The 23,184-nt window shown below is 66.6% G+C and carries 20 protein-coding genes; 15 read left to right on the top strand and 5 right to left on the bottom strand.

All coding sequences use genetic code 11. The features are described 5' to 3' along the window. Positions 1-212 precede the first annotated feature (212 nt). Positions 213-1,829, bottom strand: coding sequence for an EAL domain-containing protein (locus ABR323_RS03145; RefSeq protein ID WP_439448153.1), 1,617 nt, complete (start codon positions 1,827-1,829; stop codon positions 213-215). A gap of 230 nt (positions 1,830-2,059) precedes the next feature. On the opposite strand from ABR323_RS03145, the gene cycA reads away from it, so the two are divergent. Together cycA and ABR323_RS03135 are read left to right on the top strand one after the other, a co-directional pair. Beyond that, positions 2,060-3,433, top strand: a complete 1,374-nt coding sequence (gene cycA, locus ABR323_RS03140; protein ID WP_439448152.1) for a D-serine/D-alanine/glycine transporter — start codon at positions 2,060-2,062, stop codon at positions 3,431-3,433. 167 nt (positions 3,434-3,600) lie between these two features. After that, positions 3,601-4,377: a lytic transglycosylase domain-containing protein gene (locus ABR323_RS03135; RefSeq protein ID WP_135272136.1), complete on the top strand. Its 777-nt coding sequence runs from the start codon at positions 3,601-3,603 to the stop codon at positions 4,375-4,377. A 67-nt stretch (positions 4,378-4,444) separates the two neighbouring features. Here the strand turns inward: ABR323_RS03135 and ABR323_RS03130 are convergent, their stop codons facing one another. After that, complete coding sequence (locus ABR323_RS03130) at positions 4,445-5,965, bottom strand: hypothetical protein (RefSeq protein ID WP_439448151.1); 1,521 nt, start codon at positions 5,963-5,965, stop codon at positions 4,445-4,447. 165 nt (positions 5,966-6,130) lie between these two features. On the opposite strand from ABR323_RS03130, the gene ABR323_RS03125 reads away from it, so the two are divergent. Next, entirely contained in the window at positions 6,131-8,212 is a 2,082-nt protein-coding gene (locus tag ABR323_RS03125; protein WP_439448150.1) for an NHL repeat-containing protein, read from the top strand. On the opposite strand, the gene ABR323_RS03120 is transcribed toward ABR323_RS03125, so the two are convergent. Then, positions 8,190-8,597 carry a YciI family protein gene (locus ABR323_RS03120; RefSeq protein ID WP_005412102.1) on the bottom strand — a complete coding sequence of 136 codons (408 nt, stop codon included), beginning with the start codon at positions 8,595-8,597 and terminating at the stop codon, positions 8,190-8,192. The genes ABR323_RS03125 and ABR323_RS03120 overlap by 23 nt on opposite strands. A gap of 717 nt (positions 8,598-9,314) precedes the next feature. On the opposite strand from ABR323_RS03120, the gene ABR323_RS03115 reads away from it, so the two are divergent. From ABR323_RS03115 to ABR323_RS03060, 12 genes are all read left to right on the top strand, one after another. Then, positions 9,315-9,728, top strand: a complete 414-nt coding sequence (locus ABR323_RS03115) for a YciI family protein (protein ID WP_439448149.1) — start codon at positions 9,315-9,317, stop codon at positions 9,726-9,728. A 61-nt stretch (positions 9,729-9,789) separates the two neighbouring features. Next, positions 9,790-10,212, top strand: a complete 423-nt coding sequence (locus tag ABR323_RS03110) for a VOC family protein (protein WP_043403337.1) — start codon at positions 9,790-9,792, stop codon at positions 10,210-10,212. A gap of 33 nt (positions 10,213-10,245) precedes the next feature. Further along, the gene (locus tag ABR323_RS03105) at positions 10,246-10,656 is read left to right on the top strand and encodes a VOC family protein (protein WP_439448148.1); all 411 of its coding nucleotides are present in this window, start codon (positions 10,246-10,248) and stop codon (positions 10,654-10,656) included. Between the two features lie 58 nt (positions 10,657-10,714). Continuing rightward, positions 10,715-11,977 (top strand): RNA polymerase sigma factor, encoded by a 1,263-nt coding sequence (locus ABR323_RS03100; RefSeq protein ID WP_439448147.1) that lies wholly within the window; start codon positions 10,715-10,717, stop codon positions 11,975-11,977. Between the two features lie 107 nt (positions 11,978-12,084). After that, positions 12,085-13,281 (top strand): hypothetical protein, encoded by a 1,197-nt coding sequence (locus ABR323_RS03095; RefSeq protein ID WP_439448146.1) that lies wholly within the window; start codon positions 12,085-12,087, stop codon positions 13,279-13,281. Further along, positions 13,272-14,372, top strand: coding sequence for a hypothetical protein (locus tag ABR323_RS03090; protein ID WP_136639237.1), 1,101 nt, complete (start codon positions 13,272-13,274; stop codon positions 14,370-14,372). The genes ABR323_RS03095 and ABR323_RS03090 overlap by 10 nt, the downstream gene beginning before the upstream one ends. 133 nt (positions 14,373-14,505) lie before the next feature. Next, positions 14,506-15,195 (top strand): hypothetical protein, encoded by a 690-nt coding sequence (locus tag ABR323_RS03085; RefSeq protein WP_135272145.1) that lies wholly within the window; start codon positions 14,506-14,508, stop codon positions 15,193-15,195. A 16-nt stretch (positions 15,196-15,211) separates the two neighbouring features. Continuing rightward, the gene (locus tag ABR323_RS03080) at positions 15,212-16,864 is read left to right on the top strand and encodes a CsgG/HfaB family protein (protein WP_439448145.1); all 1,653 of its coding nucleotides are present in this window, start codon (positions 15,212-15,214) and stop codon (positions 16,862-16,864) included. A gap of 360 nt (positions 16,865-17,224) precedes the next feature. Continuing rightward, the gene (locus ABR323_RS03075) at positions 17,225-18,874 is read left to right on the top strand and encodes a M28 family metallopeptidase (protein WP_439448144.1); all 1,650 of its coding nucleotides are present in this window, start codon (positions 17,225-17,227) and stop codon (positions 18,872-18,874) included. Between the two features lie 175 nt (positions 18,875-19,049). Next, positions 19,050-20,309, top strand: coding sequence for a sensor histidine kinase (locus ABR323_RS03070; RefSeq protein ID WP_135272148.1), 1,260 nt, complete (start codon positions 19,050-19,052; stop codon positions 20,307-20,309). Next, positions 20,299-21,069, top strand: a complete 771-nt coding sequence (locus ABR323_RS03065; RefSeq protein ID WP_439448143.1) for a LytR/AlgR family response regulator transcription factor — start codon at positions 20,299-20,301, stop codon at positions 21,067-21,069. The genes ABR323_RS03070 and ABR323_RS03065 overlap by 11 nt, the downstream gene beginning before the upstream one ends. 33 nt (positions 21,070-21,102) lie before the next feature. Beyond that, complete coding sequence (locus ABR323_RS03060) at positions 21,103-21,447, top strand: hypothetical protein (RefSeq protein WP_439448142.1); 345 nt, start codon at positions 21,103-21,105, stop codon at positions 21,445-21,447. A gap of 39 nt (positions 21,448-21,486) precedes the next feature. On the opposite strand, the gene ABR323_RS03055 is transcribed toward ABR323_RS03060, so the two are convergent. Both ABR323_RS03055 and ABR323_RS03050 read right to left on the bottom strand, forming a co-directional pair. Next, entirely contained in the window at positions 21,487-22,101 is a 615-nt protein-coding gene (locus tag ABR323_RS03055) for a hypothetical protein (RefSeq protein ID WP_439448141.1), read from the bottom strand. 406 nt (positions 22,102-22,507) lie between these two features. Further along, positions 22,508-23,095 carry a TetR/AcrR family transcriptional regulator gene (locus ABR323_RS03050; protein WP_439448140.1) on the bottom strand — a complete coding sequence of 196 codons (588 nt, stop codon included), beginning with the start codon at positions 23,093-23,095 and terminating at the stop codon, positions 22,508-22,510. Positions 23,096-23,184: the final 89 nt, after the last annotated feature.

Genomic DNA, 23,184 nt, shown 5'->3' with positions numbered 1-23,184 from the left:
GCCTTTGCATTCTTCTGTTGATTCCGTGGTGGGACGCCGCCGGAACCTGTCAGAGGTCGGGGCGGTCGGGTTCGCGGGGGTGTCCGCGGCATGGATGCCGCGGCCAAGCCCCCATGGACGGGTTTACGGCGTCCCCCGCGAACCCGACCGTCCCGGCCAACCCTGGGATAGCAGTACGCGATCCACCACGAGGGGCTCCGCCGTTCGCCGTCCTACTCCACTCCCTCACGCTCGATCGGCACGCTGCGCGGATTCTGCATGTGCTCCCGCGCCGCGCCATAGCGCTGCTGCCGCTTGTGGTGGAACACCACGAACTCATCCCGTGGCAGCGGCCGCGAGAACAGCCAGCCCTGCGCGAACTCGACCTTCCGGGTATGCAGATAGGCGAGCTGTGCTTCGGTTTCCACGCCCTCGGCCACTACCCACAGGCCCAGCTCCTTGGCCATGTCGATGATGTGCGGCGTCACCGGGCTGGTTGCGCTCTCGGTGCCGATCGCATCAATGAACGACTTGTCGATCTTCAGCGCATCCAGCGGCAGCTGCTCCAGGTACTGCAGGCTGGAGAAGCCCACGCCGAAATCATCGATGGCCACGCTGTGCCCGGCCCGACGCGCCTGCGCCAGCATCGTGCGTGCGCGGTCCAGGTCCAGGAAGCCGTGCTCGGTGGCTTCCATCCAGATCTGCTGCGGCAGGATGCCGCTGCCTGCCATGTGCTTGGAGATCATCTTCAACGCGCGGCCGCTGCTGATGTCTTCGGCGGCCAGGTTGATCGCGATGTGCGCGCTGCGGTCGGTCACCAGCAGTTCGCGCATGTCGCGCACCACGTTCTCGATCACCAGATCGGTGACGGCGGCGATCATGCCGGCTTCTTCGGCCAGCGGAATGAACAGGTCCGGCCGCACCTGGGTGCCGTCCGGGCGCTGCCATCGCACCAGGGCTTCGGCGCCGACGCAGATGCCGGTATCCAGTTCGATGATCGGCTGGTAGTGCAGGTACAGCTCGCGGCGGCGGATCGCCGTGGCCAGCTCGCCACGCAGCGACAGGCGGCGCCGCGACAGCCAGATCACCAGGCCGGCACCGACCGCGGCCAGCAGAACACCGATCGGCACGAACAGCCACGCCTGCTGGCGGAAGGTTGCAGCGAGCGCGGTTCGCGGCGTGGTCGCGATCGCCAACCACGCCTCGTTGCGGGCGGTGGCGTACAGGGTGTTGTGGTCCAGGCCCTCACCGGGCGCGCGCAGCAGGGTCTCCAGCAATGCGGGATCCATGCCCTCCTGCTGGGCCAGAAGGCGGCCATCCGGGCTGGCCAGGGCAAGGCGTACGTTCGGGTCGGCGATGACGTCGACGAAGCGGCGCGGATCGACCAGCACGTCGTAGTTGCCATACAGGATCGACAGGACCTGGCGCCGTCCGCTTGCTTCGGGGCGCACATCCACGGCGATACCGGCGCCATCGCCGGTGACGTGGTCGGCCTTGGGCTGGCTCACGTCCGACAGGAACGGCCCCCACGACGTGCAGCGCAGCTTGCCACCTTCGAAGTAGCCCATCTGGTCGATCGACGGCGTGGTCATCACCAGCGTCTGCATGCGCCGGATATGGTCGGGCCCACACGCGTCGTGGGCGCCAACCTCGGCCGATTTCAGCGCGGCCAGTGCTTCCTGGTAGGACTGGTCGGCACGGCGCAGGGCGCGGCTGGCGATATCGTGCAGCCGCTGCTGCTCGACGCTGACGGCGCGGTCCCAGGTGGCATAGGCCATCACCGCGATCGGCACCGCCGCGGCCAGCAGCGCCAGTGCGGTGCCGCCGATGATGACGCGCAGCCGGCTCATGGCCGGAGCTCCAGCGGGGCAGGCAGGGCAAGGCGCATGGTCGGGCCGATCCTTGGACAGGTGCGGCTATCTGAGCATGGCGCCGGGCCGGGCGGAATGGGGCGAATCCGGTATTCGGTCACATTGTGATGAAAGCGGCCAAGTTTGACGTGATCGACCCGCTCGGTGCTGGCGCTCCGGCCCGTGGAGGACTACCGTCGAATGCTTCGCCCGCCCTTTTGCCCGCGCCCATGACCGAGCCCGCAACGCCCCCCGAGCACCTGCGCCGCAGCCTGTCCAACCGCCACCTGCAACTGATCGCCATTGGCGGTGCCATCGGCACCGGCCTGTTCATGGGGTCGGGCAAGACCATCAGCCTGGCCGGCCCCTCCATTGTCTTCGTCTACCTGATCATCGGCGCGATGTTGTTCTTCGTGATGCGCGCGATGGGCGAGCTGTTGCTGTCCAACCTGCAGTACAAATCCTTCATCGATTTTTCCACCGACCTGCTCGGCCCTTGGGCAGGCTTCTTCTGTGGATGGACGTACTGGTTCTGCTGGATCGTCACCGCCATCGCCGATGTGATCGCCATTGCCGCCTACGCGCAGTTCTGGTTCCCCGGCCTTGAAGCCTGGAAACCGGCACTGGCCTGCGTGATGCTGCTGCTGGCATTGAACCTGGTGACGGTGAAGCTGTTCGGCGAAATGGAATTCTGGTTCGCGCTGATCAAGATCGTGGCGATCTGCGCGTTGATCATCACCGGCGCCGGGCTGGTGGCGTGGGGCTTCACCTCGCCCAGCGGCCACACCGCCGCGCTGTCGAACCTGTGGAATGACGGTGGCATGTTCCCGATGGGCCTGGTCGGCTTCTTCGCCGGTTTCCAGATTGCGGTGTTCGCCTTCGTCGGTATCGAGCTGGTCGGCACCACCGCCGCCGAAACGGCCGACCCGGAGCGCAATCTGCCCAAGGCGATCAACTCGATCCCGATCCGCATCATCATCTTCTACGTGCTGGCGCTGGTCGCGATCATGGCGGTCACCCCGTGGCGCCAGGTGGTGCCGGACAAGAGCCCGTTCGTGCAGCTGTTCGTGCTGGCCGGCATTCCCGCTGCCGCCAGCCTGATCAACTTCGTGGTGCTGACCTCGGCCACGTCCTCGGCCAACAGCGGCATCTTCTCCACCAGCCGCATGCTGTACGGCCTGGCTGAGGAAGGCCACGCACCGAGCGGGCTGTCGAAGTTGTCGCGCGCTGCAGTGCCGGCCCGCGGCCTGCTGTTCTCGTGCCTGTGCCTGCTCGGCGGCACCCTGCTGATCTACCTGATTCCGAACCTGGTGACCGCCTTCACCCTGGTGACGACGCTGGCGACGGTGCTGTTCATCTTCGTCTGGTCGTTGATCCTGGTGGCCTACATGGCCTATCGCCGCCGCTACCCGGAACGCCACGCTGCCTCGATCTTCAAGATGCCCGGTGGCGTTGCCATGTGCTGGGCCTGCCTGGTGTTCTTCGCTGCCGTGCTGGTGCTGCTGAGCCTGCAGGCCGACACCCGCCAGGCGCTGATCGCCAGCCCGGCGTGGTTCGTGCTGCTGGGCGTGGGGTATTGGGTGCGTCGGAGGACGGCGAAGTAACCCAGCGTTTCCGTTCCATTGATTGAACCATCGTCTCCAGAGGGTTTCATCCACGCATGGCGTGGATCTACTGTCAGCCGCAGGAAATCGGCCGTTGCCGTTGCCGTTGAGGTTGCCGACCCCCATTCACCCAACATTAGCGGGCGCGGCCGGATGATCCGGCCGCCATGTCCCGTCGCCCTCTCCTGCTTGCGCTGTTGCTGCTGCCCAGCCTGTGGCCCGGGCCGGCAGCCGCGCGTACCGTCTACCGCTGCGTGCAGGGCAACACCGTCAGCCTGGCCACCGCGCCGGAACCCGGCTCGCGCTGTACCGCCAAAGAGATCGACGACAACGCCATTCAGACCCCCAACCTGTGGGGCAACATGGGCGTGTTCAGTGGCGTGCTGTACGAACGCGAACAGGACGGCACGCTGGTCTATTCCACCCGCAACCTGCCCGGCTCGCGGGTGTTCCTGAAGTTCACCATGGCCACGCCGCCAGGCGAGCCTGCACATGAAGGCCTGGGCAAGGTTGGCACGCCGCAGCTGGCGCAGCACGCCAAGCAGTTCAAGGCCGCGGCCAAGGCCACGGGCGTCGATGACGCATGGTTGCGCGCGATCGCCCATGCCGAAAGCAACTTCGATGCGCTGGCGGTCTCGACCAAGGGCGCACAGGGCGTGATGCAGCTGATGCCGGACACCGCGCAGGAGTACGGGGTGAATGATCCGTTCTCGCCGCAGCAGTCGATCGATGGCGGCGCCCGCTACATGCGCGCGCTGCTGCGTCGCTACAACGGTGACCGGCCACTGGCGGCGGCGGCCTACAACGCCGGCATCGGGGCGGTCACCCGCTACAAGGGCGTGCCACCCTATGCCGAAACCCTGGCCTATGTGGACAAGGTGATGGCCCTGTACGCACGCTACCGCGAGGCGATGGGCATCCGTACCGAGGTGCCGGCGCGCTAGGCGGGCGGTGCTGGGAGCACGTGGCGTTGTAAAGCCGAGCCCATGCTCGGCTCTACAGGGCATCTGCTCAGCGCGAGGTGGAGGTGCTGACCAGTTCGTAGCGTTCGATGCGACCCAGGCGGGCGACCTCGGCCTGCACGTCGGTGCGCTGCTTGAGTGCGCGCCAGGCCGCATCGATCTTCACGTCACCGGGCAACGACGGATAGGTACGCATGTCCTGCAGGGAAGCCAGCGTCTCGCCGCGCTCAACGGGGGAACGCAGCTGTTCGATCAGCACGGCAGCGGCGCCGTCGAGATTGCCCTCGTCCAGCAGCATTTCGCGATGGAACAGGCGGGCGTCGTCGCCCTCGGCGAGGATCGCAGCGCGAGCGGTCTCCATTGCCTTGGCATCGCCACGTTCGCGGGCGGCAGCGAACTGCAGCAACGCCTGCGCCGCCTTGCCGTAGCCGGCCAGGCCCGGCATGTCGTTCACCGCACCGGCCGCGTCCTGCATGCGGCCCAGCGAACTGAGCACGAAACCCACGTTGAACTGGTGTTCGGCGCCATCCGGGCCCAGCGCACCGATGCGTGCGGCCAGCCTGGCTGTGGCCAGCGCATCGTCGGCACGTCCCAACCGGCGCAGTGCGGTGAGCCGGCTGTTGAGCAGCCACGCCACCCATTCGGCTTCCGCCGCCGAAGGCGACTCGCCCTCGGCGGCCGCACCGGCCATGCCATCGGTCAGCGCCAGCACTTCCTCGTTGCGGTCCAGCATCAACAGCGTGCTGCTGAACTCGGCCATGCGTGCGTCCAGCGCCCGGTCGAGCAGGCCGGAAACCCGCAGTTGGTCGAGATGCTTCTGCGCGGCCTGCACCGGATCGAAGCTGGCATCGTTACGGTCGACATAGCGATCAAACCGCTTGTCACTACGCAGCCGGATGATCTCGGCGGGGGCGGTGATGCGCGCCAACGTGGCCGGGATGTCATCGGCTCGGCCGTTGTCGGCCTGCAGCGTGGCCAACGCCAACCACAGCCCGGTCGGTTCCAGGCCAGCGCTCTTCCAGCCGTTGTCGAACAGTGCCTGCAGCAGTTCCATGCGCCGCTGCGGCTGGTCGCGCAGGCGGAACTGCAGGTAATTGATTGCCTGGCGCTCGATCGGCAGCGGACCCTCGGCATGCTTCAGTGCCTGCACCAGGTACCGGGTAGCCGGTGCAGGCTGGTTCTCGGACAGTTCCAGCGAGACCAGGGTCAGCAGGATCTGCGCATCGTCCGGCAACGACTCCTGCGCCCGCTGCAGATAGCGGCGGGCCTGTGCCGGCTTCTTCTGCACCATCGCGGTCCAGCCGGCGACCTGCGCGGCGCGGCCGCGATGTTCGGCGTCGAAGTCATCCAGCATCGGATCTTCCATCAGCCGTTCCATCGCGATCAGCGCGCCCAGCGTGTTGCCACTGCGCGATTGCTGGATGGCCTCATCCCATCGCGTGGCATAGGCCTGGTGCATCGCATCGGCGGTGACGGACGGCTTCTGTGGCGCCACCGTGATCGAAGCGGTGGCGGATGTGCTGGCCAATACGGCGGCCAGCAGTGCGGCGAGGGGGAGGATGCGGGGCATGGAGGATCTCCATCCGTGGGAACCGCATTGAACCCGCTGCAGCCAGCGAGAACAAGCGCGATGGATGGAACTCTGGCGTTTGACCGCACGATTGACCGTGGCGGATCGTGCGTTCAGCGTCTATTGTCGGTGCCTCTTCAGACAGCAGGCAGGCAGCGCAGCACGATGGCACGGTGGCAATGGATGGCGGCAGGGGTAGCGTTGGCAACGGTGGTGGCATTGGCCGCAACCTGGTGGGAGACTCCGCTGCATACGCTGGCTGAACCGGCAGGCCCGGTTCCCACGCCGCTGGCGTGGACTGCGCAGATCGAGGCGCTGGCCGGTGATGGCCACCCGGGTGACCGTGACGGTGCATCCGCGCAGGCGCGTTTCGCCGATCCCTACGCGTTGCTGCGCAGCGCCGATGGCAGCGTCTATTTCACCGATGCCGGTGACAACAACCGTATTCGTCGCCGCCTGGCCGACGGTCGTGTTGAAACCGTAGCCGGGCAGGGCGAGGGGCGCGTTGATGGCCCGGCACTGCAGGCAAGTTTCAATACGCCCTCGGGCATCGCCGCCGACGCGCAGGGCAATCTGTACGTGGCCGACACCGGCAACCATGCCATCCGCCGCATCGGCACCGATGGCCAGGTGACCACGCTGGCCGGCGGTGAACAGGGATATGCCGATGGACCGGCCGCGCAGGCGCGCTTCGATGCGCCGATGGGCATCGCAGTGGATGCGCAGGGCCAGGTCTACGTGGCCGATACCTTCAATGACCGCATCCGGGTGATCGGTACCGATGGCAACGTGCGCACCCTGGCCGGCGGCGATCGGCCGGGCCTGGCCGACGGCACGGGCGCCACTGCGCGTTTCGATACGCCGGTGGCCTTGGCCTTCGATGCGCAGGGCGCGCTGCTGGTGGCCGATCTGTTCAACAACGCGGTACGCCGCGTAGGCGCCGACGGTACGGTCAGCACCGTGGTCGCCGCCGGTGGCGTGATCAATGGACCACTGTCGCTGGCCACCACCCACGACGGTGTGCTGTACGTGGGCGATCTTGATGGCCGCATCGTGCAGGTGACGCCGCAGGGCCACCAGATCGCGCTGGTCGGCAATGGTCGCCTGCCGCGCCTGGCCCGCCCCAGCGGATTGGCGATGGATGCCGATGGCAGCGTGCTGGTGGCCGACGCCGCCAGCTACCGTCTGCATCGCCTGCGCCCGCTGCCGGTGGGTGAACTGCCGGCACCGGCACTGGTCGGCCCGGCTGCCGATGCCGCGTTGCCGAAGACGGGGGGGCGTTGGCCGCTGGCACCGCAGGACGGTTGGCATGAAGTGGTCGGTACGCTGGGTGAGGTGCGCGGCAACTTCACCGGTGAGAGCCGCCACCACCTGCATGGCGGCTTCGATGTGCGCGGTGATGTGGGCCAGACCGTGCTGGCGATCGCCGAAGGCAAGATCAGCAGCCCGGTGGCGGCCTGGAACCTGGGCGAGCAGGCCGAGGGCCTGGCCGTGGACCGCCTCAAGTACATCCACATGCGGGTCGGCCGCACCCCGCGCGACGAACCCTACGACGCGCGCTGGCAAGCGCTGTACGACGAGCAGGGCAAGCTGCAGCGGATGCGCGTGCGCCGCGGCATGCGCATCCACGTTGGCGACCGCCTGGGCAGCATCAACAACCAGGCGCACGTGCACCTGGCCGTGGGTACCGGTGGTTTCGAGACCAATGCCGTGGCGCTGGGCTTCCAGAACTACGCCGACCACTTCGCACCGCGCATCACCGATGTGGCGCTGCTGGACGACAACGACCAGCCGATGGCCGCCGGCAGCGATGGCGTGGTGATGGTGGCGCGGCAGGGCCGCGGCGTGCAGATCGTGATCGAGGCCTGGGACCAGGTCGACAACAACCTGCCGCGCCGCCGCCTGGGCATGTACCAGGTGGGCTACCAGATCCTCGATGCCGGCGGACAGCCCCTGCAGGGCTACGAACAACCACGTTGGAACATCGTGTTCAACCGCATGCCGCCGCAGAAGGAAGCGGTGCGGGTGGCCTACGCCCCCGACAGCGGCATCACCGTGCATGGCAGTGCGGTGACCCGGTTCCGTTACCTGGCCACCAACACCGTGCGTGACGGCCTGATGGAAACCGGGCGCTGGCAGCCGGCGGCGCTGCCACCGGGCGAGTACACCGTGCGCGCCAGCGTGCGCGACTACAGCGGCAACGAAGGCGTAGGCCCGCGCGAGATCAGAGTACGGCTGCTGCCATAGCCGCAGCCGGGGCGCCGCAGCGTTCGCGCTCGGCGTCCATGTCTTCCAGCGGCCGCACCTCGATGCTGCCGAAGCGCGCCCACGGGAAGTCGCGGGCGATGCGCATGGCTTCGTCGCGATCGCGGGCGACGATCAGATTGAAGCCGGCCAGCAGTTCGCGGGTTTCGGCGAACGGTCCATCCAGTACACGGCTGTGGCCATCACGCACGCGCAGGGTCTGTGCGGTGTCGACCGGCTGCAGCTTCTGCGCGGCCAGCAGCGTGCCCTCGGCCTGCAGCTTGTCGGCATGGGCCAGGCAGTCGCGCATCAGCGCGTTGAACTCTTCGGTGGGCAGGGCCTGCAGCAGAGCAGGCTCGATATAGATCAGAAGCAGGTACTGCTGCATGGCACGGTCCAGGCGGGGCGGGTGCTCATGATGGCGCAGGATTGCGCGTGGGCATGTTGCAGCGCGGGAGGCGGCGCCTTCGGCGGGGGACGGCGAACGGCGGAGCCCCTCCGTGGTGGGGGTGGGTTGGTCGCTGAAAGCTGGGTTTCTGGCGGTTGGCCGGGTGGGGAGGCAGGGCAGGGGGCGCTGCAAGTACGTCCATGTAAGCTCGGTCGCCGCATCCATGCGGCTCACGTCCCTGCCCTGCCTCCCCACCCGGCCTTGGACAGATCTCTGCGGCTGACCCATCACGGGAAATCAACAACAAGGGCAAAAGCGGGTCGCTTCGCTCGCAAAGCCGAGACCGCCAGCCAATCGCTGTTGCTGTTGCTTCTGCCTTTTTTCTTGATCTTCCCGTGGTGGAACGGAGACAGGAACTTGTCCGTGGCCGGGTGGGTAGGCGGGGCGGGGGTGTCCGCGGCATGGATGCCGCGGCCAAGCCCCCAGGGACGGGTTTACGGCGTCCCCCGACCCGCCTACCCACCCGGCAAAGCCCAGGAACCCAGCTTTCAGCGACCAACCCACCCCACCACGGAGGGGCTCCGCCGTTCGCCGACTCCCGCCGAAGGCGCGCTCTCCGCGGAAGAAAAAATTTCCAACAGACGTGTCGATTCCCAGCCCCCTGGTTCGTTGTACCCAGTGAAGGGCACGCACCACGCGTTCCCACGGGAGACCGCAATGAAAGTGATGGTCATCGTGAAGGCCAACGCCGACTCCGAAGCCGGCCGCATGCCTAGCGAACAGGAACTGTCCGAAATGGGCGCCTTCAACGAACAACTCGTGGCCGCCGGCATCATGCTGGCCGGGGAAGGCCTGCATGCCACCCAGCGCGGCCGCCGCATTCACTTCGGCAGCAGCGCGCCCAAGGTCGAGGTCGGTCCGTTCGGCCCCGCCGGCGACCAGATCGCCGGTTTCTGGCTGTGGGACGTGCGCTCGCTGGACGAGGCCGTTGAATGGGCCAGCCGCGCGCCGTTCAACAGTGGCGGCACGCTGGAGTTGCGCCCGCTGATCTCCGCCGAAGACTTCGGTGAAGCCTTCACCCCCGAATTACAGCAGCAGGAACAGCGTCTGCGTGCACAGCTGGAAGAGTGATTGGATTGCGGTGACCCTTCGCCGGGTATGACCCGGCGCTACCAACCAACGGAGCATTGCCATGAAATTGATCCCCTTCCTCGGCTTCAGCGGCCAGGCCCATGACGCGATGGCGTTCTATGCCAAGGCACTCGGTGGCCAGGTCACTTCGGAAATGAAGTACCGCGACATGCCGCCTTCCGATGGCTCGCCGGGTTGCAATGAAATGCCGCCGGAAACCCTGGACCACGTTGCGCACAGCCAGCTGGAAATCGGCAGCGCCATCGTGATGGCGGCCGATGGCCCCGGCGGCGGCGAGGGTGGCTCGACCACCATCAATGTCGATGTGGACAGCATCGAAGAAGCCGAGCGCGTATTCGCTGCACTGGCTGAAGGTGGCCAGGTGCAGATGCCGATCGCCGAAACGTTCTGGGCGCACCGCTGGGGCATGTTGATCGACCGCTACGGCAAGCCGTGGATGGTCAACTGCATGAAGCAACCCTGATCCCATCTTCTCCATCCACAAGGAGCTTCACCGATGAGTGCACCGCAACCGCAGATGATCTTCGTCAACCTGCCCGTGCAGGATCTGAACGCATCCAAGGCCTTCTTCGCCGCGCTGGGCTACCGCTTCAACCCGACCTTCACCAATGACGACGCGGCCTGCATGGTCATCAGCGAGAGCATCTTCGTGATGCTGCTGACCCAGCCGTTCTTCAAGCAGTTCACCACCAAGCCGGTTGCCGATGCGCACAGCCATACCGAGGTGATCACCTGCCTATCGGCGGACAGCCGCAATGCAGTGGACGTGATGGTGGACAAGGCACTGGCGGCCGGCGCCAGTGAACCGCAGCCAGCGCGTGACTACGGCTTCATGTACCAGCGTGGCTTCCAGGACCTGGATGGCCATCTCTGGGAAATCGCACACATGGACGGCGAGCCGGGATGACCGTCGATGCGGTGCGGTGGCGCTTGTGCGGGCCGGGCGTGCGTGCTGTGATCGGCGCATGCTCGATCCCGCACTGACGCAGCGTCTGGAAACCCTCTGGCGGATGGAGTCGCCGGTGTTGATCGCGCGCCTGGCGCGGCTGCTCGGAGGTGATGTCGGCCGCGCCGAGGAGCTGGCCCAGGACACCTGGCTGGCCGCGCTGGAGCGCTGGCCGGAGCAGGGCATCCCGGACAACCCCGGAGCCTGGCTGATGACCACCGCGCGCAACCGTGCCATCGATGTGTTGCGCCAACACCAGCGGGTGGCGCAGCAGCACGCGCAATGGGGCGAAGAACTGCACCCGGCACCGCTGCCGGCACCGGATGACAACCAGGCGCTTGAGGACGACCTCGGCGATGACCTGCTGCGGCTGATGTTCGTGGCCTGCCATCCGGTGCTGCCGGCCGATGCACGGGTGGCACTGACCCTGCGCCTGCTCGGAGGCTTGACCACGGTGGAAATCGCGCGTGCGTTCCTGCAGCCCGAGCCGACCATCGCCCAGCGCATCGTGCGTGCCAAACGTACGCTGGCGCAGAAGCAGGTGCCCTACGAGGTCCCGCGTGCTGACGTGATGCCCGAGCGGCTCGGTTCGGTGCTGGAGGCGATCTACCTGGTGTTCAACGAGGGCTACGCGGCCAGTGCCGGTGACGACTGGATGCGCCCGGCGCTATGCGAGGAAGCGCTGCGGCTTGCACGCATCCTGGCGCACCGGCTGCCGGTGCCGCCGGTGCTTGGCCTGCTGGCGTTGATGGAGCTGCAGGCCTCGCGTGCCGCAGCACGGACCGATGCGCAGGGTGCGCCGGTGCTGCTGGACCAGCAGAACCGTGCGCGCTGGGACTGGCTGCAGATTGAACGTGGGCAGCAGGCGCTGGCGCGCGCGCTGGCCGCCGGTGGCGGCGATGATCCTTATGTGCTTCAAGCATGCATCGCGGCCTGCCATGCAGCTGCGCGTCGTGCCGAGGCTACCGACTGGCCGCGCATCGTGTCGCTTTATACGCAGCTGTTGGAGATGCAGCCCTCGCCGGTTATCGCATTGAACCGGGTGGTGGCGGTGCTGCGCAGCGAGGGTGCCTTCGCGGCCTGGGCGCAGCTGCAGCCGTTGCTGGACGATACGCGCCTGCGTGACTACGCGCCGTTGCATGTGGTGCACGGCGAGCTACTGCAGGCGCTGGGACGTGATCCGGACGCACGTCACGCTTTTGCAGAAGCCGCCCGACTCAGCCAGAACCAGGCGGAGCGCGGTCTGCTGCGGCAACGGGCGGGTCTGCCCCCCGAGGAGTGACCCCGACGAAGGCAGCACTTGTCGGCAGGCGCGCGAGCCGTTATGTTTCGCGCCCAGTGGACGCGTGCGCGTCTGCTTTCCGTGCGTATTGACCGAGGAGCGGTTGGATGTATTCAAGGACGAAGAGCGCATCGCGCGCTTTTGCGCGCCTGCTTGCCTGTGCCCTGTGCTTGGCTGTGTGGCCGATGGCCGTGCAGGCCGCAGACAAATCGCAGCAGGCCTACTGGGCCGGTTTTGCTTATACCGCTGATGCCGCTGCCGTGCAGGCGACCACGCCGCATGCGCACGCGGTGCTGGAAAAGCGTGGCTTGATCCCACTCAACCAGACGCTGGTGCAGGCACTCAAGCGCCGTCCGCCGGCCAACCTGGAACTGATCGATCAGCCGGTGGCGATGCTCGACGGCACCACCAGCGCTACCGTACTGGCCGCTGCACTGGACCGCGAACTGGTGTCGGTCGAGCCGATCGGCAACCAGTACAAGGTGCTGGTGGAAGTGGCGCTGCAGGCGCTGTTCTTCGATTTCCGCGAGCGCCAGGTGATCGCGTCCTATCCGCTCACCCTGCAGCGTATCGACGTACAGGACTACCGGCCGGACAGCGACGATATCGACGCGATCGTCGCCGATCTGCTCTACGGCAACGCCGCCACCAGCCTGTCGCAGGTGCTGGCCGCCAGCCTTGCCCAGGCCAAGCTGCCCGATGCAGCGGTGCGCCGCCTGCAGGTCGGTGGCGTGACCTTGTCCGATGCCGCGCGCGCCAAGCTGCCGGACCCGAAGTGGGAAGCGCCGTTGCGCGCCACGCTGGCCCATGAATTGTCCAAGACGCTGTCGTCCAACACCGGTGTCGGCCTGCTGCCGCCGGCCTCGGGCCAGGCGATCGGCGGCGCGATGGCCGCCCGCTTTGCCGACGGCAAGGTCTACCAGCTGAAGATCCCCGAGCCGGACTACGTCATCAGCGTGCAGGTCGATGCGCTGAAGAACGGTGTCATCGAAGAAACCGCGGCGATGAAGACGATGCTGTTCGGCGCCTTCTTCACCGCCAAGGTGACCGAACCGTTCTCCGGCAAGGTCTATTTCGAACAACCGCTGCGCAAGGGCGCCACCAAGGTGGTGCCGGTCACGCAGTGGCAGGTTGACCAGTGGTCGGCCAGCTACGAAACCCTGCTGGCCGGCTTCGATGCCTTCGCCGGCGCCGCCGCCAAGCGTGCCGATTCGCGCGCGTGGCTGGACGAGCAGAAGCCGGGCGGCCGCCCGTTGCAGCAGCAGACCCAAGCCCTCCAGGAGTTGATCAAGTCATGTCGTTGATGCGTACCATCCTGCTGTTCCTCATCGCCCTGGCGGTGGCCTCGCCGGTCGCCGCGCAGACCGCCAGTTCGCGCGGCACCGGTTCGGCCAGCTACAGCCTGCGCCTGAGTGCCGATACCCGCGCCCAGGCCATGAACAAGGCCAAGGTCAATGCACTGGAGGCGTACATCGCCGAAACCGGTGCGGCCAAGCTGCGCCTGTTCGAAGCGCGCCGCGCCGAGTTCATCGGCGAGATCGACCGTTACGTGCTCAGTGCCGTGCAGTTGTCGGACACCGAAGACAAGAAGGCCAAGACCTACAGCGTCACCGTCCGCGCCGAAATCAACACCACGCTGCTGCAGACCAAGCTGGATGCCGGTTCGGCCGTGGCCGGTGCCACCGCTGCACAGCGCTCGCTGCTGACCTTCCTGTTCATGGCACGCTCGCAGGACACCGTGCAGTCGTTCCAGGACAAGGAATACCGCCGCACCGACGTCAGCTCCAGCTACAACGAGAACACCCGTGAAGGCGACAGCTTCCGTGGCAACTCGGTCAGCACCAACGGCAGCATCAACCAGAATGCGTCGATGTCGGTCACCAGCGGCGGCAGCACCACCCAGCGCAGCGACAACATCAGCTGGAAGGTGGCCAACGCCGCCGAAGTCAACACCGCGATGACCGGTGCCTTCAGCGCCGCCGGTTACGAAGTGGTTGAAGCCGAATATGTGGAAGGCGAGTCGCGCGGACTGCTCAGCATCGAGCGCATCCGCAAGGATTTCAGCACCGGCAACGACCTGTCCGCTGCCACCCTGCGTGACACCGCCAACGGCATCCGTGCGGCCAACATCCCGTACATCGCCGTCGGCACGCTCGACGTTGGCATGCGCGACCGCGATCCGGCCAGTGGCAACACCCGCGTGTTCGTCACCGTCACCGGCAAGGTGCTGGATGTGACCGGTCGTTTCCCGCGCACCGTGTCGTCGGTGGGCCCGGTGCAGTTCTCCGGTACCGGCCCGAATGAAACCGTGGCCCGTACCAACGCCCTGCAGCTGGCGGCCGAAAAGGCTGCCCAGCAGATGATCAACGAACTGAACGTCAAGGCGGTCCGCTGACGTTACCGCTGCGCTCGCCGGGCATGGCCTGGCGCTACCGGTTCTGGTGGGTGCCGAGCTTGCTCGGCATCGCCGCAGAAATCCCGTGTTTCCACGCGCCGCATCGCGGCCGTCTCTCCCAAAGGAATCTTCCATGATCCGCAATACCGCTCTTGTCGTGGCCATCGCGGCCGCCACCCTGTCGATGCCGGCCCACGCCCAGTTCGGCAAGCTGAAGGACCTGGCGGGCGCCGCCACCGGCACCTCCAGCAGCAGCGCTTCCGGCGCCGCCGCTCCGGACGAAGCCGCGCAGGAAGCGCTGGTGCGTCGTTTCGTCAGCTCGCAGTCGCATTCGCTGCAGGCCCAGACCTCGTTCGCCCGCGCCTTCGGCCTGGCCGAGCAGGTGCAGCTGCTGGAAGCAGAGCGCCAGGCCCTGTCGTCCGGCTCGGTCAGCGTTGATGCGATGAAGAAGTCGGTGTCGGTCAGCGAAGCTGCCCAGGCCGCGATTAACGAGCGCCAGGCCGCACAGCCGGAACTGAACGCTGAATCCAAGCAGCACTATGCCGAAGGCCTGGTCTCGCTGCTGTCCTCGGCAGCCGAAGCACAGAAGCTGGGCGGCGAAGCCGGCAACTTCACCGCAGGCATGAAGAACCTGGGCGCGACCCAGCTGGCCACCGTCGGCCGCAAGCTGGCCGCCGGTGCATGGGTGGCCAAGGAATCGCCGGGCTTCATCAAGGGCCTGTACGGCTCGTCGAAGCAGGCACTGACCTTCGCCAAGCAGAGCAAGGTGAAGGTGCCGTCCAACGCCGACTCGATGCTGGGCCAGCTGGACAAGATGGGCTGATACGAGGCGAATCTCCATGCGTATGACAACCCGTTTGATCGGCCTGGGCCTGGCCGCTGCGCTGCTTGCAGCGTGTGGCAAGCAGGACACCCCGGCCGAAGCGCCCGCACCCGCCAAGGACAAGGCAACCAGTGCACTGGCCAGCAATGCGCCAGTGGAAGCAGCGCCCCTGCGTGGCACGCCGGATTTCGGTGGCACCACCCAGGTCGCGCGCGAAGCCGACGGCATCGGCAGCACCCCGGAACTGGCGGTGTTGGCGGCATTGCAGTCGGCAGTGGCGCAGGTCAACGGCGTACGTGTGGCCAGCCAGATGCAGAGCCTGCGCGCAGGCCTGCATGTGGATGTGGATGGCGAACACGTCGGCGATATCCGCGCCGACGCGTTCACCCAGCAGATGATTGCCGGCTCGCAGGGCGCGGTGCTTGGCTATGAAATCCTGTCGCAGGATGAAGTGCGTCAGCTGGACGAGGAAACCATCGCCCGCGTGCGCGCCAGCGATGAAGGCTGGAGCTTCAAGGGCTCGGCGTCGGCCAGTGCGTCCGGCGAAGCCTCGGCCAAGGGCGGTTCGGCCTCGGCCAGCGTCAAGCAAAGCTACGACGAGAAGGTGAGTGTCGATGCCAAGCGTGGCGCCAGCTCGTTCGACTCGGACGTCACGCATCGCAGCATGCGCAGTTACTGGAAGGTGCGTGTGCGCGCACAGATCGCCCAGTACCGCGCACCGGACGAGCAGGGCAAACCGAAGATCGTGGTCGCCCTGCCGCGCACCAAGTCCGGCAGCTACGCCGTGGGCGATGGCCGCGTGGACGCCGATGAAGTGGCCGATGCGATCCGTGCGCGCCTGTCCGACACGCTGACCCAGACCCAGCGCTTCATCGTGCTGGATCGCGAGTTCGGCGACGAACTGCAGGCCGAGATCGACCACATCAACAGCGGCAACGTGCGCCTGCAGGACACTGCACGCGTTGGACAGCAGCTGGCGACTGACCTGATCCTGATCCCGACCATCGAACGCTTCGAGTACCCGCGCAGCGTGCGCAACCTGCGCATGTCCGACCGCCAAGTGACCTCGTACTCCGGTGGCGGCCGCATCACTCTGCGCCTGATCAACGCCACCACCGGTCAGGTGGTGATGTCCGACAGCTTCGACCACCAGTTGGCTTCGACTGGCCCGAGCACCCTGCCGCGCGTGGTCAACGGCCGCAACATGGCTGCGGCGATGATGGAATCGCTGTCCGGCCAGATCGGCAGCACCATCGTCACCACCCTGTTCCCGGTGTCGGTGGTTTCGGTGGACGGTGACCAGGTGGTGCTGAGCCAGGGCGGAGACACCGTGCAGGCCGGCCAGCGCTGGCAGGCCGTACGCCTGGGCGAAGAACTGAAGGACCCGCAGACCGGCCGCTCGCTGGGCCGCAGCGAACACCCCTGCTGCACCATCCGCATCGACCGCGTCGCCGCACAGACCTCGTACGGCACCATCGAAGACGGCGTCGACGCGATGCGCGGCGGCTTCCGTCCGGGCCAGATCGAACTGCGCCAGAAGCTGGGCAGCAAGCCGGCTGCCGCTGCCGCAGGTGCGACGGCCTCGGCCGCTCCTGCAGCCGCCGCTCGTCCGGCAGCCAAGCCGAAGCCCAAGCCTGCCGCCGCCCCGGCCGAAGACCCGAACTGGTAACAGGCTCAAGCAACACACAGATGGGGTCAGAGCCCTTTCCCGCCGGGAAAGGGATCTGACCCCTTCGTGTTTCCGTGCGTGTCGACCAAGGTCGACACCTACCAACAGCGGCGGAAATCTGCCGAAGGCGGGGTGGGTCCGGTTGCGGGGGTGTCCGCGGCATGGATGCCGCGGCCAAGCCCCCAAGGACGGGTTTACGGCGTCCCCCGCAACCGGACCCACCCCGCCATCCCACCGAATGCCTGCTTCTGCTGTTGCTGTTGCTTCGGCTGTTGCTGTTGCCCTGGCTTCGGCAGGTGCAGGGCGCAGCCCTGCCGAATCCCATTACACTCCAGAAGGATTTCCCTGCTGGAGAGAGCAATGAAACGAGTGGTACTGGGCGTGCTGGCCCTGTCGGTGTCGAGCACACTGATGGCGGCCACCCCGAAATTCGATGGCGCGCGGATTTCCGCCGACGTCAAGGAACTGGCCTCCGACGCCTACGAAGGCCGCTCGCCGGCCACTGCCGGCGAAGAAAAGACCATCGCCTTCCTCAGCAAGCAGTTTGCCGATGCCGGCCTGCAGCCGGGCGGCGACCTCAAGGAAGGCAAGCGCCTGTGGACCCAGGCCGTGCCCCTGCGCAAGGGCGACATCGTCGGCGCACCGCAGCTGGCACTGCACCAGGGCGGCAAGACCGTTGCACTGGAACAGGGCAAGCAGATTGCCGTGCGCGCCGCCATGAACGGCGCGAGCAACGTTGATATCAGCAAGGCCCCGCTGGTGTTCCTCGGCTACGGCGTGAAGGCGCCGGAGCGCAACTGGGACGACTTCAAGGGCGTGGACCTGAAGGGCAAGATCGCCGTCGTGCTGATCAATGATCCGGACTTCGAAACCGGGCAGGGCGACTTCGACGGCAAGGGCATGACCTACTACGGCCGTTGGACCTACAAGTACGAGGAGGGCGCGCGCCAGGGCGCGCTGGGCGTGCTGATCGTGCACGAGACCGCACCGGCCTCCTATGGCTGGGCCACCGTGGCCGGTTCCAACACCAACACCATGTTCGATGTGGTGCGTGACAACCCGGCCGACAGCCACCCGCTGCTGGAAGGCTGGATCCAGCGCGACCTGGCCGTGGAGCTGTTCCGCTCGGCTGGGCAGGATTTCGAGGCGTTGAAGAAGAAGGCGCAGCAGCGCGACTTCACCCCGGTGCCGCTGACCGGCGCCAGCCTGGATGCGAAGTACGCGGTGAAGACCGAAGTGATCACCTCGCACAACGTGGCCGCGCGACTGGAAGGCAGCAGCCATCCGGACGAGACCGTCATCTACAGCGCGCACTGGGACCATATCGGCGTGGGCGAACCCGACGCACGCGGCGATCGCATCTTCAACGGCGCGCTGGACAATGCCAGCGGCACCGCCTCGCTGATCGAACTGGCGCGCGGATTCGCCAAGGTCAAGCGCCCGCAGCGGTCGATCCTGTTCCTGGCGGTCACCGCCGAGGAGAAGGGCCTGCTGGGTTCGGAGTACTACGCCACCCATCCGCTGTATCCGCTGGAAAAGACCGTGGCGATGATCAACATGGACGGCATGGCGCCGTTCGGTCCGTCGCGTGATTTCGGCATCTATGGCGCCGCACGCTTCGAGCTGCTGGACCAGCTGAAGGACCTGGCCAAGGGCTGGGACATCCGCTACACGCCGGACCCGAAGCCGGAAGCCGGCCTGTTCTTCCGCTCCGATCACTTCCCGTTCGCCAAGCGCGGCGTGCCGGCGCTGTCCTGGTCGGCCGGGCAGGATTGGGTGGACGGCGGCGTGGCCGCAGGCAAGAAGGCTTCGGAGGACTACACCGCCAAGCGCTACCACCAGCAGGGTGACGAATGGCAGCCGGACTGGGTGTTCGCCGGTGCTGCCCGGGATCTGGAAGTGCTGTATACGCTGGGCAACCAGCTGGCCAACTCGCGCAGCTGGCCGAACTGGAGCAGGGACGAGTCGTTCCGCGCCGTGCGCGACGCCAGCGCTGACCAGCGCAGGTAAGGGGGCTCGGTAGTGCCGGCCGCTGGCCGGCATTGCAGCCCACGGTAGCGCCGGGCCATGCCCGGCGTTTCCGTAACGGCTTCCATCCCCAGTTTCCGGCCCTTCGTCGCACACCGCTTGTTTGCTCGAAGCGCCGCCCTATGCTCGGCTCACCCCCTTCCACCAAGGCGCCGCCGTGATCGCCAGCCTCTCCCTCATCCTCCGTCACCTGCTGGCATGGGCCGCGGCACTGTTTGTGGCCGGCATGGTCTGGAGCGGCATCTTCAGCGGCATGCGCGATGGCCCGGGCTGGGTGTTCGGGCTGTTGGTGATGTTCCTGATGATTTCCGCGCTGGGCAGTGCAGTGACCCATGTGCGCCGTGTCTGGCTGGTGGCCGGTCGCCTCGATGGCGCCACCCTGTCCGGGCGCCAGCGCCGTCAGATCGAACTGCCGATGGACGCCGGCCACGCGTTCGCGGTGGTCGAGGCAGCAGTGGGCGAGCTGCCGCGGGTGGAAGAGGTGGAAAGCTCGGCCGGCAGCCTGCAGGTACGTGCCTATGTGCGCCGCGTCGATCTGTGGAACGGCCGCCAGCCGTCGCGCTGGAACCTGCCGGCGCGGCTGGCGATCAAGCGCAACAGCGTGCTGGCCACGGTCACCCCGGGGCAGGGCACCAGCACCGTCACCTTGTTGTTCGAACCGGACGCTGGCTGGTGGGCCGACCTGCTGGCGCTGGACGAGGGCAGCAACTACGAGAATGCCGAAGCGGTCACCCGTGCGATCAGCCGACGCGTTGCTGACCAGCGTCGCGACGAGCAGGCCGCTGCCGAACAGACCCAGGTCGAGAAGGAACTGTCGGTGGCGCGTCTGAACCTGCTGCATGCACAGGTGGAGCCACACTTCCTCTACAACTCGCTGGCCAACGCGCAGGTGCTGACCCGCACCGATCCGGCGCGCGCCGAACAGATGCTCGGCCATCTGATCCAGTACCTGCGCAGTTCGCTGCCGCAGGTGGATGAATCGGTGTCCACGCTGGGCGTGGAGCTGGACCGCACCCGCGCCTATCTGGAGATCCTGCGCATCCGCATGGGCGCGCGGCTGGCGGTGGAGGTGCAGGTTCCCAATGAACTGCACGGTGTGCACCTGCCGGCGATGGCGCTGCAGACGCTGGTGGAGAACGCGATCAAGCACGGCCTGGAGCCCAAGCCGGGCGGTGGCACGATCTGGATCCTGGCGCGGGGCTTCGATGACCATGTCACCGTGACGGTGGCCGATGATGGCCTGGGCTTCGGCCAGGGCACCAGCGGTACCGGCATCGGCCTGAAGAACCTGCGCGAGCGCCTGCGCCTGACCTGCGGCGAGCAGGCCGGCGTGGCGATCGTCGCCAATTTCCCCACGGGTGTCGCAGCGACCATGACCCTGCCGCAGTCGAGCAAGGAGCGCAGCCATGCCGCTTGAAGCGTTGATCGCCGAAGACGAGGAACTGCTGCGCCAGTCACTGGTCGAGCAGTTGGGCCGGCTGTGGCCGGAACTGAAGCTGGTAGCCGAGTGCGAGGACGGTGCCAGCGCACTGGAGCAGCTGGCCGAGACGCAGCCGGACATCGCTTTCCTGGATATCCGCATGCCCGGCATCAGCGGTATCGAAGTGGCACGTTCGCTGTCCGAGCTGAGCCCGCGGACCCAGGTGGTGTTTGTTACCGCCTATGACCAGTACGCCATCGACGCGTTCGAGCAAGGGGCGATGGACTATCTGCTGAAGCCAGTGAGCGACGAGCGTCTGTTGGCCACGCGCGAGCGCATCCTGTCGCGGTTGCCGGCGACACGCCAGGATGACGCGGTGCTGGAGCGCCTGCTGCAGCGGCTGGGTCCATCGAAGGCCAGCGCCGATCACCCGCCGCTGGCCTGGATCACCGCCAGCAACGGCCGCGAGACGCAGCTGATCATGCTGGAAGACGTGGCCTACTTCCGCGCCGACAACAAGTACACCACCGTGGTCACTGCTGCAGGCGAAAGCCTGCTGCGCACGCCGCTGCGTGAACTGCTGGAAGTGCTTGATCCGCAGCACTTCCGCCAGATCCATCGCTCGACCATCGTCAACATGAAGGCGGTGGCGGCGGTGAGTCGCGACGATACCGGGCGCGGCGTGTTGCGTCTGCGAGGGCGCGCGGAGACGCTGGTGGTCAGCCAGCCGTTCATGAGTCTGTTCCGCGGCATGTAGCCGCGCCGCACCTTCCGCTACCCGGAGCATTGCATGCGTTCCTTCCTGCTTGTGGGCCTCGTCGCGCTGGCGCTTGCCGGTTGCCAGAAGTCCACCGAAACCGCGATCACCCGCACCACTGCCAATGGCGTGGACACGCTTTACAGCAAGCGCACCGTGGTGGATGGAGTGGCGCGCTTCGAGTGCATCGCCAGCCGCAGTGGCCAGTGCCACTACCTGGTGCTGGACCCGGCCTGCCGTCCTGACGCTGCCTGTGCGAAAGCGCCGATACGGTCGTTCGCGGTAGCGGCCGGCGATACCCGGGAGTTCAGCGACCTGCCGAAGGGCTTCGGCCAATGCGTCAGCGAGGATCGGAAAGAACAATGCCACCCTGAGTGATCACGGTGGCATTGTGGGTCCCCCCGCTTCCCTGAAGGGTCAGTAGGCCGGCTGCAGCGTCAGTTCGTGGTGGTGCTCGGTCTCACCCACGTGGTTGAGGCGTCCCACCAGTTCCGAGTGCTGCTTCATGCGGCCGATCTCGGTCATGATGCGGATGTCCTCGTGGCGCAGCTCGCGCCTGGCGGTGACCGCCTGCTTGTAGTCCAGCACTTCCGGGTAGTGCTCGGCCAGGTCCAGTGCCTCGGCCACGTGCTCGACGCTGTCGGCCTTGGAGCTGATCCGGGCGCGGCTGTTGAAGGCCTTCATCCAGCGCTCGAAACCGGCGGTGCGGTCGAACATGTTGGCCATGAACCAGATCACGAACAGGATCGACACCCACGAGCCGAACACGATCACCACGCGGGTGAAGGTGATATGGAAATCATCGCGCCACAGGTAGTTGGCGATCAGGCCGAGGATCAGCAGCGAGGCTGCCTGCCAGCCGACGATCGAGGCAATCAGCCATTGGCATTTGGCCTGCGCCAGCACGCCGACTTCGTCGCGGATCTGCTGCTCGCTGAGATTGCGCCAATGCGCGACCTGTTTGTCGAACGGGCTGCTGTAGAGCTCGTTGTCGCGAAGCAGAATTCCCAAACCCTTGAACAAAGCAATCATGGCTGGCTCCTTGTGGAACGTGCGTCGATCAGCGTTGGACGGTGTGGCAGGTTCAGTTCTAGCACTTCCAGCGAGCCGTGCAATGGGGCCAATGCCAAGGGGCGCAAGGCTTCTGTCTGAATGGGTGAATGTTGCTGCGTCGCAGCATCACGGCTGCGGCCTGCGACAAGATGTCGCAGGGTGAAACGTGCTGCGGCCGCACATGAAACCGTGGCTGAGCACGGAGGCTCGGCGTTGCTGTCGTCATCGCCCAGAATCGGGGCCGACCGCGCAACGCGCGGCCGTTTTTCGCCCCGCCGCCCTGCAATCGGCGCAGAGTTTCATCCAGGCATGGCGTGGATCCATCTGCTCCCGATGCGTACCGATCCGGGAAGGTGCGTAGATCCACGCCATGCGTGGATGGGCCTCACCCCGCCGACTTCAAACCACGCAGCAGCATCTCCAGGGCCGCCGTTGCCTGCCTCAGGCGTACATCGCCCTGTTCACCTTCGGCGATCCAGAACGCGGCCTCGGCCAGGCTGCCGTAGATCAGCGACGCCAGCGCCTGCGCATCCACCGGCGCCACCACGCCCTGCGCGATCAACTGCTCGATCAGGCGCTGCATCGAGTTCACGCAGTACTGCTGCGATTCCGGTGAGGCGCCACCGAGCACCGCGCGCGCGTCGCGCAGCACGATGCGCTGGATCTCCGGTTCCAGTGCCATCTGCAGGTAGGCGCGGCAGCGCTGCACGAAACCGTCCCAGGCATCGTCGGCACCATCGCTGATCGCCTGCAGGCGCACATCGGTCTCGGCATCGAGCTGGGCGACGACCGCTGCCAGCAGCCCTTTCTTGTCGCCGAAGTGGTGGTACAGCGCGCCACGGGTCAGCCCCGCCTGGGCGGTGAGGTCATCCATGGACGTAGCGGCATAGCCCAGCTCGCTGAACACGCGGCGCGCAGTGGCCAGCAGGGTGGCGCGGGTTTCTTCCATCTCGGCGCGGGTGCGGCGGACCATCGAAGCTCCTTACATACGTCGTGCATGATTATTTACATACGACGCGTATGAATGTAGTCTCATATTCATACGCTCTGTATGTATTGTCG

The sequence above is a fragment of the Stenotrophomonas sp. ATs4 genome, from assembly GCF_051861585.1.
Classification (GTDB): domain Bacteria; phylum Pseudomonadota; class Gammaproteobacteria; order Xanthomonadales; family Xanthomonadaceae; genus Stenotrophomonas; species Stenotrophomonas maltophilia_AS.
Note: the sequence above shows the minus strand (reverse complement) of the source record. Positions and strands in the feature narration are given on the sequence as shown.